Annotated in this window: 9 protein-coding genes; 6 read left to right on the top strand and 3 right to left on the bottom strand. The window is 74.8% G+C overall.

The window, feature by feature from the left end; genetic code table 11:
• Positions 1 to 34: 34 nt before the first annotated feature.
• Together ACWCXH_RS12020 and ACWCXH_RS12015 are read left to right on the top strand one after the other, a co-directional pair.
• Entirely contained in the window at positions 35 to 3,409 is a 3,375-nt protein-coding gene (locus tag ACWCXH_RS12020; RefSeq protein ID WP_449801282.1) for a right-handed parallel beta-helix repeat-containing protein, read from the top strand.
• A 344-nt stretch (positions 3,410 to 3,753) separates the two neighbouring features.
• Positions 3,754 to 4,869 carry a S8 family serine peptidase gene (locus tag ACWCXH_RS12015; protein WP_449801281.1) on the top strand — a complete coding sequence of 372 codons (1,116 nt, stop codon included), beginning with the start codon at positions 3,754 to 3,756 and terminating at the stop codon, positions 4,867 to 4,869.
• A gap of 422 nt (positions 4,870 to 5,291) precedes the next feature.
• On the opposite strand, the gene ACWCXH_RS12010 is transcribed toward ACWCXH_RS12015, so the two are convergent.
• On the bottom strand, positions 5,292 to 5,972 hold the full coding sequence (locus tag ACWCXH_RS12010) for a TetR/AcrR family transcriptional regulator (RefSeq protein ID WP_449801280.1): 681 nt from the start codon (positions 5,970 to 5,972) through the stop codon (positions 5,292 to 5,294).
• 67 nt (positions 5,973 to 6,039) lie between these two features.
• Here ACWCXH_RS12010 and ACWCXH_RS12005 point away from each other — a divergent pair, with 67 nt between their 5' ends.
• Positions 6,040 to 7,503 carry an FAD-dependent monooxygenase gene (locus ACWCXH_RS12005; protein ID WP_449801279.1) on the top strand — a complete coding sequence of 488 codons (1,464 nt, stop codon included), beginning with the start codon at positions 6,040 to 6,042 and terminating at the stop codon, positions 7,501 to 7,503.
• A gap of 7 nt (positions 7,504 to 7,510) precedes the next feature.
• On the opposite strand, the gene ACWCXH_RS12000 is transcribed toward ACWCXH_RS12005, so the two are convergent.
• Positions 7,511 to 7,849, bottom strand: a complete 339-nt coding sequence (locus ACWCXH_RS12000; RefSeq protein WP_449801278.1) for a hypothetical protein — start codon at positions 7,847 to 7,849, stop codon at positions 7,511 to 7,513.
• A 419-nt stretch (positions 7,850 to 8,268) separates the two neighbouring features.
• On the opposite strand from ACWCXH_RS12000, the gene ACWCXH_RS11995 reads away from it, so the two are divergent.
• The 3 genes from ACWCXH_RS11995 (at position 8,269) to ACWCXH_RS11985 (ending at position 10,076) form a co-directional block, all read left to right on the top strand.
• Entirely contained in the window at positions 8,269 to 8,694 is a 426-nt protein-coding gene (locus tag ACWCXH_RS11995; protein ID WP_449801277.1) for a hypothetical protein, read from the top strand.
• A 186-nt stretch (positions 8,695 to 8,880) separates the two neighbouring features.
• A complete protein-coding gene (locus ACWCXH_RS11990; protein WP_449801276.1) occupies positions 8,881 to 9,243 on the top strand; it encodes a hypothetical protein in 363 nt (120 codons plus the stop codon).
• Between the two features lie 152 nt (positions 9,244 to 9,395).
• Positions 9,396 to 10,076: a sigma-70 family RNA polymerase sigma factor gene (locus ACWCXH_RS11985; RefSeq protein WP_449801275.1), complete on the top strand. Its 681-nt coding sequence runs from the start codon at positions 9,396 to 9,398 to the stop codon at positions 10,074 to 10,076.
• Positions 10,077 to 10,098: 22 nt separating this feature from the next.
• On the opposite strand, the gene ACWCXH_RS11980 is transcribed toward ACWCXH_RS11985, so the two are convergent.
• Positions 10,099 to 12,951 carry a BTAD domain-containing putative transcriptional regulator gene (locus ACWCXH_RS11980; RefSeq protein ID WP_449801274.1) on the bottom strand — a complete coding sequence of 951 codons (2,853 nt, stop codon included), beginning with the start codon at positions 12,949 to 12,951 and terminating at the stop codon, positions 10,099 to 10,101.
• Between the last annotated feature and the right edge of the window lie 16 nt (positions 12,952 to 12,967).

Here is a 12,967-nt window from a genome sequence, read left to right as displayed (position 1 = left end):
CACCCGAGATCACCAACGAAGGGAATCCCCCGGCATGTCACGCGCGGTGCTGACGGTCTGTGCGGAGCAGCGGGAGTCCGGCTCGCAGCCGGGCTTCTACCGCACGATCGGCGAGGCCCTCCAGGCGGCCCGCAGCGGCGCGGTGATCTCGGTGCGCCCCGGCCGGTACGAGGAGAACCTGGTGGTCACCAAGATGGTGACGATCACGGCCGAGGACGTCCGGGGCAGCGTGCGGATCAGCCCGCGCCGCGGTTCGGTGCTCCAAGTGCTGGCCGAGGCAGTGCAGTTGACGGGGCTGGTGCTCCAGGGCCGGGACGAGGAGCTGCCTGCCGTGGACGTGCCGCGCGGCCAGCTCGCCCTCCAGGACTGCGAGGTGGCGGGCAGTGCGTGGACGGCCGTACTGACCCGCCAGCAGGGCGAGCTGGCGATGCGCGGCTGCCGGGTGGTGAACCCCGCGGGGGCGGGCCTGGTGGAGACCTCGACCGGCGCGAGCGTCATCGAGGACAGCGTGATCGAGCACCTCGGCACCTCCGCCCTGGTGATCGGCGAGCGCGCCAACCCCACCGTGCGCCGCTGCGTGCTGCGCGACGCCCGGGGCAACGGCGTGTGCGCCAACGGCGAGTCCCGCGGCGTGGTCGAGGACTGTGAAATATCCGCAACGGACAAGCCCGCCATCGCACTTGAGGAGCAGAGCGCCACCCGCGTGGTGCGCACCGAGATCCGCGACAGTGCGCTCGGCGTCTTCATCGGCTCCACCGCCCGCGTGGAGCTGGAGGACTGCACCGTCAGCGCCGTGCGCGCCCACGGCTACGTGCTCACCAACGGCACCGACCCGCTGCTCCGCCGCTGCCGGGCGGTCCGCACGCAGGGGAACGGCCTGCACGTCGCCGGACGCTCCAGGGGCACCTTCGAGGACTGCGAGGTGACGTCCGCCGTCCAGGCCGGCATCCACGTCGGGGAGTCCGCCGGGCCGAGCCTGGTTCGGACGGTGGTGCGCGACGGCGAGACCGACGGCGTCGAGCTGACCGGAGAGAGCGCGGCCGAGTTCGACCGCCTGGAGGTGCGGGACGCGGCCGGCGCCGGGGTCGTCGTCCGCGACGGCGCCAACCCGCTGCTGCGCCGCCTCGCCGTCACGGCCGCGGCCGGGCACGGCGTCGAGGTGCTGCGCGACGGGCGCGGCCGGATCGAGGACGCCACCGTCGTCGACTCGGGACGCGACGGGGTGCGGATCGAGGACGGCGCGAACACCTACGTCGGCGGCAGCACCGTGCGCGGCAGCAAGGGCTGCGGGATCTCGGTCGGCGCCGAGGGCGTCGCGACGCTGCGCGACGTCGAGGCCGAGGACAACGCGTACGACGGCGTGAGCGTCGAGCACGACGGCGAACTGACCGCCACCCGGGCCGGCCTGCGGGCCAACCGGCGGCACGGCCTGCACCTCCGGCCCGGCGCCCGGGCGACCCTGACGGGCTGCCGGATGACCAACAACAGTGTGGACGGCGTCCGTTCGGAGTCCGCGGAGCCCGTCCGGCTGAGCGACTGCGTGGTCGCCGAGAACGAGGGCGCGGGACTTCGGCAGACCGAGCCGACCGAACGGCTCGCCGTCGAGCACCTGGACAGCCGCGACAACCGCTCCGCGGACGCCCACGGCACGCCCGCCGCGGCGGCCGCGACGACGCAGGCCGCCGCGGAGGTCACTTCGGACGGCCAGGTCGGCGAGGCCGCCGCCCCGGTGAAGGAGCAGGGCCCGCAGGCCGTCCTGCAGACCCTCGTCGGCCTGGAGGGCGTCAAGGACCAGGTCGCCACGCTCGTCAACCTCAACAAGCTCGCCCGCCGCCGCGAACAGGCCGGTCTGCCCGCCCTCCCGATGAGCCGCCACCTCGTCTTCGCCGGCCCGCCCGGCACCGGCAAGACCACGGTCGCCCGCCTCTACGGTGCCATCCTGGCCGAACTCGGCGTGCTGCGCAGCGGTCACCTCACCGAGGTGGCGCGCGCCGACCTCGTCGCGTCCATCATCGGCGGCACCGCGCTCAAGACCACCGAGGTGGTCAAGGAGGCGCTCGGCGGCGTGCTGTTCGTCGACGAGGCCTACACGCTCTCCGCCGGATCGGGCGCCAGCGGCCCCGACTTCGGCCGCGAGGCGATCGACACCCTCGTGAAGCTCATGGAGGACCACCGCGACGACCTCGTGGTGATCGTCGCCGGGTACGAGGACGAGATCCGCGAGTTCCTGGCCTCCAACCCGGGCCTCGCCTCCCGCTTCAGCCGCACCGTCGAGTTCGAGAACTACAGCGACGACGAGCTCACCACCATCGTCGAGCGGGCGGCCGCGAGCCACGGCTACGAACTCGACGAGGGCACGCGCGAGACCCTCGCCGTCCACTTCGAACGGATGCCCAAGGGGCCGGACTTCGGCAACGGGCGGGCCGCGCGCAAGGTGTTCGAGGAGATGGTCGACCGGCAGGCCGGGCGGCTCGCCGAACTGGAGCACTTCGACAACGCCGACCTCACCCTGCTCCTCCCGGCCGACGTAGGCGAGGAGGCCGCGGCGGTGGTCGCCCGGGCCGCGGCGGGTGAGGAGGAACCGACGGCGCCCGGCCTGCTGGACCGGCTGCGCGCGATGGTCGGCCTCACGGCGGCCAAGGAACAGGTCGAGGACCTCGTCAACCTCACCCGCCAGACCCGCCGCCGCATCGAGGCCGGCCTCCCGGCGGCCACCATCAGCCACCACCTCGTCTTCTCCGGCCCGCCCGGCACCGGCAAGACCACCGTCGCCCGCCTCTACGGCGAACTCCTCGCCGAACTGGACGTGTTGCCGAGTGGCCAGCTCATCGAGACCGCCCGCGCGGACCTCGTCGGCCGCTACATCGGCCACACCGCCCAGCTCACCCGCGACGCCTTCGAACGCGCTCGCGGCGGCGTGCTCTTCATCGACGAGGCCTACACGCTGACACCCCGGCACGGCGGTGGCGGCGACTTCGGCCAGGAGGCCGTCGACACGCTGATGAAGCTCATGGAGGACCACCGCGACGAGGTCGTCGTCATCGTCGCCGGCTACCAGGAGGAGATGCGCGGCTTCCTCGCCTCCAACCCCGGCCTGGCGTCCCGCTTCTCCCGCGAGATCACCTTCGACCACTACTCGGACGACGAACTCGTCACCATCGTCCGCCTCCAGGCCGAGGCCGCCGGCTACACCTGCACCCCGGACACCCTGACGGCCCTGAGCACCCTCTTCCGCGCCGTCCCGCGCGACAACTCCTTCGGCAACGGCCGCTTCGCGCGGCAGGTGCTGGAGGCGATGATCACCCGCCAGGCGGGCCGCCTGTCCCGCCTGGACATCGCGGACCTGGACGAACTCAGCCTCCTGCTGCCCCAGGACATCCCGGCCGAGCGCATCGGCAGCTTCGCGTGAGGCGGGGGGACGGAGCGGATCGGGGGCTCCTCTTGACTTCGGAACCGGTGGCCGGAGTCCCGGCCGCCCCCATGACAGCCGTCGGCCGGTGGATCCGGGAGGGGAGGGGACCGGCAGCCGGGGTGTCGGCGTCTGTGGGGGACGCGTGTGGGGATGCGCCCGCGCTGTCGACCCCCTCCCCGGCCACCGCCGGTCGACGGCCCTTGGCAGCGCGGGTGTCGGCGACGGCGCTGGCCGCTGCGCTGCTGCTTCCCGCGGGGACCGCATGGGCCGACACGCCGGCGCCCACGACCTCCTCTTCACCGGGGGACGCCTTGCCGGGAGTCAGCCAGGTGAGGCGGGAGGTGTCCGGGAAGCCTGCGGGCTGCCTGCCTGCGTCGGCGAAGGGCACCCAACTCACGCCCTGGCCGCAGACGTTCCTGCGGCCCGACCGGGTATGGCAGCTGAGTCGTGGCGACGGAGTGACGGTCGCGGTGCTCGGCTCCGGGGTGGGCGACGGCTCCGGACTGCTCACCGGCCGCACCGACTTCGCGCCCAGGCTCGACGGGGCCGCCGACCCGGCCCACGACTGCGTGGGCCACGGCAGCTTCCTGGCCGGGCTGATCGCCGCCGACCGCCGAGACGGCACCGGCTTCTCCGGCCTGGCGCCCCACGCGCGGGTCCTGGCGGTGGGCGTCACGGACGACACCGGCACGACCACGGCCGACCGGCTCGCCCGGGGCATCACGGTGGCGGCCGACCGGGGAGCGCGCATCATTGCCGTCGGCGTCACGGTCCCCGAGGGCAACGACGCGCTGGCCGGCGCCGTGCGCCGGGCCCGGGCCAAGGGCGCGCTGATCATCGCCCCGGCGGCGCCCGACAGCGCACCCGGCGCGCAGACCAAACCGGCCCCCGTCTACCCCTCCGAATATCCCGAGGTGCTCGCCGTCCGCGACCTCGGCCCGGCCGGGGCGCTGCCGGAGAACGCGGCGGTCGGCGGCCGGGTGGACCTGGCCGCCCCGGGCGACGCCGTGACCGGCCCCGGACCGGCGGCGGGCGGCTACTACACGGGTGCGGGCCCGAGCTTCGCGACGGCCTTCGTCGCCGGCACGGCGGCCCTGGTCCTCGGCTACCGCCCGACCCTCACCGCCGAGCAGCTGACGGCCCGCCTCGAAGCCACCGCATACCGCCCGGGCGGCCCATTGCCCGACTCTCAACTCGGCTACGGAACGGTGGACCTGGTCTCCGCCGTGACGACGGCGCTCGACCACGGGACTTCCCCGGGCCCGGGTCCTTCCACCCCGACCGCGTCGGCGCTGGCGATGCCCCCCACCCGTCCCGCATCCGAAGCGCCGGCCCAGGCAACGGCGGTGGCCCTGACGGCACTGGGCGCGATCGGCCTGGTAGCCATCGCCGGAGCCGTGTCCCCCCGGGGCCGCGCCCGCCGCTGGCGACCGGCAAAGGCCGACGACGCGCTGTAGCCGCACCCCGAGCAGTCCGGAATGCCGGCCAATGGCGTCCCGGGCGCTTCCCCGGCGTTGCGCCGCCATCACCTCGTAGCGCCGAAGTCAGGATCCAGTAGCCGAGGGTGCCGCGGCGCAGGTGTGGCTGCGGCAGGATGCCACCGATGGTGACCTGCCCGATCACCTGGTCGTCGGCGAGCACGACGCCCGGCCAGACCGTGCCGGCCCGGTGGCCGGCCAGCAGGCGGTCGATCCGCTCCGCCTGGCCTTCCGGGGTGAAGTACTCGGGCGGCTGGGCCGGTTCCCACGGCCGGAAGGCCTCGACGTCCCGCACGCGGTGCGCGGCGATGGTGGCGGCGTCGGTGGGCTCGATCAGGCGGATGCTGGTGCGGCTGGGCACGGGCTGTTCCTCGGGGCGGTGGATCGGCCGGGACGGCAGCCTATGCCTCCGGGGCCGCGGAGGCGGTCGAGCTGCGGGTGTCCGCCGTTCGGGCCGGCCCGCCCCCCAGCCCGTTGCTCAGCAGGTCGAAGGCCCGCTCGGTCGCGCGGACGGCGGCCGGGTAGTGGTCGTCGGCGGAGGTGCCGGCGGCCAGGTGTTCCTGGTTCATGATGGCGAGTTCCCGCTGCACCACGATCACCTGGGCGGCCACGAGGCGTGCGGCGAGCGGGTCGACGCCGGCCTCCTGCAGAGCCGCGGACAGGGCTTCGGCGCCGCGTTCCGTGTAGCGGATCAGCCGTGATGCCAGGCTCTCGGTGTCGGTGATCAGGCGGAGGAAGGCCATGACCTCGGGGTCGTCGCACAGGCCGGTGTTCGGGTCGCGCTGGGCCAGGGCGTCGAGGCGGGCCGCCCGCAGCGCCTCCAGTGGGGGCCGGCCGTCCGGGCGGGCGCGGACGATGCGGGCCGCTTCGCTCTCGTGGTCGGCGAAGCGCTGCAGGACGAGGTCCTCCTTCGTCGGGAAGTAGGCGAAGAGGGTGCGCCGGGAGACGTCCGCCGCCTCGGCGATCTCGGTGATCGACACCTGGTCGAAGCCCTTGTCGAGGAAGAGGCGGATCGCGGTCGCCGCGATCGTCTCCCGGGTGCGTTCCTTCTTGCGTTCCCGCAGGCCCATCTGCTGATTCATGCACTCAGTCTACCCCATGGTAGACTGAGTGCAGAATTGCACCTGGTTCCTTTCGTTGGAGGTCGCTGTGCAGACCGAAGTCATCGTCGTGGGGGCGGGCCCGACCGGGCTGATGCTGGCGCACGAGCTGACGCTGGCCGGGATACCGGTCGTCGTCACGGAGAAGCTGCTCGCCCGCAGCACCCAGTCCCGGGCGGGCGGCCTCCAGCCGCGCACCGCCGAAGTGCTGGACCTGCGCGGGCTGTTGGAGCCGCTGCTCGCGGAACTGCCGTCCCGGCAGAGTTCGGGCGGGCACTTCGCCGGCCTGCCGGTCGAGCTGGACTGCGCGCCGTGGCGCACCCGGTACCCGCACCCGGTCGGCGTCCCGCAGGCCGCACTGGAGGCGCACCTCGAAGGGCTCCTCGCCGAGCGGGGCGTGCCCGTGCTCCGCGGCCGAGAGGTGACGGCGGTCGCGCAGGACGCGGACGGAGTCACCGCCGAGTGGCGAGCGGAAGACGGCGGCAGCGGCGAGATCCGGGGCCGCTACCTCGTCGCGTGCGACGGCGGGCACAGCACGGTCCGCCGGCTGCTGGGTGCCCCCTTCCCCGGCCGGGAGCGCCGGATGTCCGCGGTGGCCGCGGACCTCACCCTCGTCTCGCGCTCCGAGAGGGTCCGCACCGAGCCCGGACACTTCAGCGAGTTCACCAGGGCGGCCAACGGCTTCCACGCGATCCTGCACCCCATCGGCCCGGACCTGTACCGGATGCTGTTCGGCAAGCTCTCCGGGGACGGCCCGGACCACACGGCGCCGGTCTCCGCCGACGAGGTCCGCGAGGCCCTGCACGCCGTGTACGGGCCGGAGACGGTGCTGGGCGAACTGCGCGCGGCCTCCCGGTTCGGCGACGCCGTGCGTCAGGTCGAGCGCTACCGCGAGGGCCGGGTGTTCTTCGCCGGGGACGCGGCGCACATCCACATGCCGATCGGCGGACAGGGCGTCAACCTGGGCGTCCAGGACGCCGTCAACCTGGGCTGGAAGCTCGCCGGTACGATCAACGGCTGGGCGCCCGCCAACCTGCTCGACAGCTACCACGAGGAGCGGCACCCGGTCGCCGCGCGCGTGCTGCGCCACACCCGCGCGCAGGGCGTGATCATGAACCCCGGGCGGGACGAGGAGATCGACGCGGTCCGCGAGATCGTGACCGACCTGCTGCGGCTGCCCGATGCCCACCGGTACGTCTCGGGCATGATGTCCGGCCTGGACCTCCACTACCCGGGCGTCGGCCCCCGGCTGATCGACCTGGAGCTGGCCACCGAGGACGGTCCGGCCAGGGCGAGCTCGCTGATGCGCTCCGGCCGCGGCCTGCTGCTGTCCCTCGACGGCAGGCGCCGGTCGGTCGGCGACCGGGCCGACCGGGTCGAGCACGTCCTGGCGAAGACCGACGAGGACGTCGACGGGGCCGGGGCCCTCCTGATCCGCCCCGACGGCTACCTCGCCTGGACCGACACCGACGGCACGCCGCTCGACACGGCCCTGGCCCGCTGGTTCGGGTGAGGTCCGCTCAGGCGAGCCGGTCGGGGGACGGGAGCCGGGTGACCGGATCGTCGGTCCAGGAGTAGACCTCCAGGTTGGACAGGTACCCCTCGAAGGCGAACAGCAGGGCGCCGCCCACCGGTTCGCCGGTCTCGTCGAGCACGGTGGCCTCGGCGAACGGGTTGTCCACGACGGGCGCCGCGGGCACCGCCGTCCGGTCCAGAGAGAAGTCGATGCTCGGGCACGGGCAGGGGCAGTGGCCGGCGACGCGCAGATGGGGGATCTGCGCGGACAGCTCCGGGTAGGCGTCCCCGAGGAGGGCGTTCAGGAGGTGCACCGCTTCGTCGGGTACGGGTTCGCCGGTCATGGCCCGAGCCGATCATCCGGCGGCCGGGCCGGTCAAATCCGGCGGTCGGCCATCGCGTCGCCGGTGAGGGCGGCCAGTTCGAGGACTGCCGCCGCCCGGAGCCTGGGGCGGCGACGGGGCAGGACGACGTGCTGGCGTCCGCTCCAGGCCTTAACAGCAGCTCGGTCCACGGGACTTGGAAGCCCGGATGCGCGCCGTCGGAGTAGGCCATCAAATGTGCCTCCCGGTTCGTTCGTCCGCCGCCGGGGCCGCTCCTCCGCCCGTCCCGGGCCGGCCCGCCCAGCCGGAACTACGGCGGCCGGTGCGCTCCGGGTTCAGGCGGTGCACGGGCCGTGTCCGCCGGGACCGTGCTGAACCCCGTTCACCGGGAGCTCCGTTGAGCTGGTCAGGACGCATCCGAATCGAGCTTGGAGAAAATCATGCGCATCACCACCCGAACCGCCGGCGCCGCCGGCCTGCTGCTCGCCGTCGGTTCGGTGGGCCTCGCCGGCGTCACCACCGCGCAGGCGTCGACCCCGGTGTCGAACCGGACGCCCACCGTTGCCGTCACGCCGACGACGGTGCCGACGCTGGCGCCGGGCCCGAACTTCGTCCTGTGCTCGAAGGGCAGCTACTCGTCGTTCGCGGTCTTCCCGAAGCGGGGGAACCTCGCGACGCACGAGGTTCCGGCCGGCGGGTGCACGTCACTGCAACTGAACGGCATCGCCGACGAGCAGGTGGTGCTGTACGGCATTCGGCCCAGCGGCGCCCAGTTCCGGATCGCCACCGACACCTTCGACGACCGCGACGGCGAGCGGATCCGCACGCTCGGCACCCCGGACGCCAACGACTGGACCACCTTCTAGGACGCGAAGCCCAGCCGCCGGCCGGGCGGCGACCAGGCCCGGCCGGCGGGTTCCGCTGTCCGCAAACCCCCGACCGGACCGGGCTACCGGTCGGTACCGTCTCCGGGGCACGTCCGGCCGGTTCCGGGCGGCCCGAAGGAACGACGGAGCGAGTCCCGGACGCGGGACGGGGGAGGACGACGAAACATGGGAACCGAGCGCGCGGAACCGCGTGAACTGATCGCGGCGCTGCTGGCCGAGGGCGCGCAGGCGGTGCCGGGGCCGCCGGCGCTGCCGGTGCCGCCGGGGGCGGCGGAGGACGTGATCGCCGTCGCCCGGCGGGTGGCGCTGAACGGGCTGCCGCCGGGGCGTTGGCGGCCGGTTTCGTCGCCGGGGCTGCTGGAGCTCGCGGCGGCGATGGTGGTGGACGAGCACCCTTCGGCGCAGGGCTGGTCGGCCGAGGAGCGGGAGCGGTTCACCACGTGGGTCGCCGTGCTGATCGAGCACCGCGGCGAGGACGGCGTCCAGGACCTGGTCCGGGCGCTCAACGAGGAGCGGGACGCGGCCTGAGGACGGGGTCGCCCTTGTGGGGGAAGGGAGCGGGGGCGGACGTTGGCGCGGAGTTGGCGCATCCTTGGCGGCCGTTGACAGCCTGTGGTCACAGCCGCCGGGGGGATCCGGTCGGACTGTCCCCTGACCCCGACCGCTCTGTGAGGTAGTGCGTGTCCCAGCAGCCTGTCGCCCCGATCGCCCCCGGCGTCCAGCAGCCCGCAGAGTCCGCCGCCCGGCCCGCTCCTGCCGCGGAGCCCGGCGTGGAGCCAGCCACCGCGAAGCGGGCGGGGCGACCGACCCTCGACCCGCGGGACCTCGCCGAGATCCACCGGCTGCACGGCGGCTACCTGCTGAACGTCCTGCTGCGCACCACGCGCGGCGACCGCGGCAAGGCCGAGGACATCCTCCAGGAGACCCTGCTGCGCGCCTGGCAGCACCCGGAGGCGCTGAAGGCCGGGCCCGAGCACAGCCGCCCGTGGCTGTTCACGGTGGCCCGGCGGATCGCCATCGACCACTACCGGATTGCGGCCTCCCGCGCGCCCGAGGTGCTCGGCGAGCCGGTGGAGGACCGGCCGGTCGCCGAGGACCCGTACGAGCGGGTGGTCGCCTCCCGGGACATCGCCCTGGCGCTGCGGCGGGTGCAGAAGCACCACCGCGAGGTGCTGGTCGAACTGCACCTCAAGGACCGCTCGGTGGTGGAGGCGGCGGCGAAGCTCGGGGTGCCGCCGGGGACGGTCAAGTCCCGCAACTTCTACGCGATCCGCGCCATGCGCCCGGTCCTCGCGGCCGAGAACGGCTACGCGTCGAAGGCGGTCGAGCACGAGTACGCCCCGAAGACCGCAGCGAGTTGACGGCCCTCAAGACTGGCGTGCGTCAGGAGTGGCGGTGGGTCAGCGCGTCCAGCTGCTCGTCGATCGCGGTGACGAAACCGCCCATGGACGACGGGAGCCGGCCGTCCGCCCGATAGCGGTCGAGGGCCGACCGGAGCCTCTCGACGGCCTCCGGTGCCCGGCCGCGGCCCGCCAGGAAGGCGGCGTAGGACTGCTCGGCGAGGGCGAGGAGGTGCAGCAGGCCGGCCTCCTCGCAGGCCGCGAGCGCGCGGCGCCAGGCGATCTCGCAGGCCTCTTCGTCGGCGACCGGCTGGAGGGCGTGGGCCTCGGTGAGCATCGACCAGAGGTGGCAGATCGTCACCGCCGATCCGGGCAGCAGGGTCCGGGCCTCGCGGGCCTGCCGAAGGGCGCCCTCCCGGTCGCCGACCAGCAGGCTGACCTGGGAGCCGTGGGCGAGGGTCGTGGACAGGCGGCCGGGTTCGCCGGTGCCGGTCGCGAACGCGAGCGCGGCGGCGGTGAGTCCGGTGGCCTCCTCCGCGCGGCCGACGAGGGCGCTCGACACCGCGAGGGCGTTGAGCGCCCGGAGGTGGACGGCGCCGTCCTCGGGGCGGGTGCCGGCGAGGGCCCTGCGGCCGCGGTCGACCGCCTCCTGGTAGCGGCGCAGGCCGAGGAGGGCGGTCGCCTGGGCGACGTCGATCCGTGCGGTGCCCACCCGGTCGCCGCACCGCGCGGCGGCCTCCCGGCCCGCGATCATGCAGCTCAGCCACTCGGTGAAGAGTCCGGCGGCGTAGTACTGCGGTTCGCAGGCGGCGGCAAGCTGCCAGGCCCGGGCCGGGTCGGTGCGGGCGGCGGAGGCGACCAGCGCGCGGATCGTCGGTTCCTCGGCCCGGAACCAGTCGATCGCGGCCCGCGGCCCGGCGAGTGCCGGGAGGGCCGGTGGGAGGTGGACGCGGTCGCCGTACGCCTCCTGGCCGGGCTCCAGGTGCTCGGCGCAGGTGCGTGAGGCCTCCACGTAGTAGTCCAACAGCCGTTCCGCCGGGAGCTGTTGATCCGGTTCGGGCCGTCGGCCGAGCAGCTCCGCACTGAACAGGCGGACGAGGCCGGACCGGCCGTACCGCCCGTGCGGGGTGCCGGTCAGCAGGTGGTGGGCGGTGAGCTCGCCGAGCGCCCGGCGGGCGGTGGCCGGGTCGGCGCCGAGCAGGGCCGCGCTCGCGAGGACGTCCACCTCCGGGGCCGGGTGGGCAGCTAGAACGGTCGACAACTCGGCTGCGTGCGGCGACAGCTGGCGGTGCGTGCGGAGCAGCTCGCCGGAGACGCCGAGTGTGCCGTCGCCCTCCAGGGCGGCCAGCCGGGTGTGCTCGTCCGCGAGGTCGGCGGCCAGCGCGGCGATCGTCCAGTCCGGCCGGGCGGCCAGGCGGGCGGAGGCGATCCGCAGGGCGAGCGGCAGGTGGTCGCAGAGTGCGGCGAGCCGGCCGGCGGCGTCCGGTTCGGCCCGTACGCGCTCGGGTGTCAGCACCTGCTCCAGCAGGCGCAGCGCGTCGGCCTCGGGCAGCGGGGCCAGGCGCAACAAGGCCGCTCCCTCGACGGCGACCAGGCCTTCCATCGGGCCGCGGCCGGTGACGACGGTGGCGCAGCCGGGCCCGTGCGGGAGCAGGTCGGCGACCTGGTCCGCGTCGGCCGCGCCGTCGAGGACGACGAGCAGGCGCCGGTCCCGGGTCAGGGCGCGGTAGAGCGCGGCGCGTCCGGCCCGGTCGGCGGGGAGGGCCGGTTCGTCGAGGCCCAGCGCGCGCAGGAACCGGCCGAGCGTCTCGGTGGGGTCGGCCGGACCGGCCGGGTCGAGGCCGCGCAGGTCGGCGTACAGCTGGCCGTCCGGGTAGCCGTCGGCGGCGGTGTGCGCCCAGGCGACGGCCAGTGTGCTCTTGCCGGCGCCGGCCGGTCCGACGACGAGGGCGAGGCCGTCGCCGGTGCGGGCGGGGCCGCACTCGCGGTCCAGCCAGCGCAGTTCGGGTTCGCGGCCGATGAAGTCGAGCGGGCGGCGGGGGAGGCGGCGAGGCACCGGGCTTCCGTCCGCGGCGTCCGCGGTGGCCGCGACGTCCTCGGTGGCCGGGCGCGAGACCACGGCCGGCCCGTACACCGGCCGTCCGACCGTCGCGTCGTCGGCCAGGACCTCGGCGAGTGCCGCCTGGAGCGCGGGGCCGGGCCGGATGCCGAGTTCGCCGTCGAGCCGGGTCCGCGCCTCGTGGTAGGCCCGCAGCGCGTCGGCCGGCCGTCCGGCCTGGTGGAGGCAGCGCACCAGAAGCGCCGCCACCTCCTCGCGCAGCCCGTTCGTCCGCACGTTCTGCTCCAGGGACGGCACGGCCGCGGCGCCGGTGCCCTGTCGCAGCCGCAGCGCCGCCCAGGAGACCAGGGCCGCGGTCCGTGCCTGCTCCAACTGGCCCGCGACCGTGCCGCGCAGCGCCGTGCCCGGCAGGTCGGCGAGCGCCGGGCCCCGCCACAGCCGCAGGGCCTGCTCCAGCAGCGTGATCGCCTCGGCGTGCGCGGCGCCGTCGCCCGCTTCGGCCAGCGTGGCGGCGCGGGCGGCCAGTTCGTCGAAGCGCAGCGCGTCCACGAGGTCGACCGGGCCGGTCAGCAGGTAGCCGGGTGCGCGGGTGTGCAGCACGAACGGGCCAGTGGCGAGCACCTTGCGCAGCGCTGCCACGTGCCCCTGCAGCGCCGCCCGCGCGCTGGCCGGCGGCCAGTCGTCCCAGAGGAGTTCGCAGAACGCGTCCACCCCGACGACCCGCCCCAGGTGCAGCGCGAGCAGCGCGAGCACGGCCCGCCGCTGCGCGCCCTGGAGTGCGACGAACCCGCCGTCCCCGGTCCGCAGCTCCACCGGACCGAGGAGCCGAATCCCCACGCGTCGCCCCACCTCG

It is taken from the genome of Kitasatospora sp. NPDC001660 (genome assembly GCF_053596725.1).
The sequence above is the reverse complement of the archived record's forward strand: the minus strand, read 5'-3'. Positions and strand labels throughout refer to the sequence as shown.

What these genes read in the sequence shown, in the direction of transcription:
- ACWCXH_RS12020 (WP_449801282.1), top strand. Translation starts at nt 35, where the DNA reads ATGTCACGCGCGGTGCTGACGGTCTGTGCGGAGCAGCGGGAGTCCGGC.
- ACWCXH_RS12010 (WP_449801280.1), bottom strand. Translation starts at nt 5,972, where the DNA reads ATGAATCAGCAGATGGGCCTGCGGGAACGCAAGAAGGAACGCACCCGG.
- ACWCXH_RS12000 (WP_449801278.1), bottom strand. Translation starts at nt 7,849, where the DNA reads ATGACCGGCGAACCCGTACCCGACGAAGCGGTGCACCTCCTGAACGCC.
- ACWCXH_RS11995 (WP_449801277.1), top strand. Translation starts at nt 8,269, where the DNA reads ATGCGCATCACCACCCGAACCGCCGGCGCCGCCGGCCTGCTGCTCGCC.
- ACWCXH_RS11990 (WP_449801276.1), top strand. Translation starts at nt 8,881, where the DNA reads ATGGGAACCGAGCGCGCGGAACCGCGTGAACTGATCGCGGCGCTGCTG.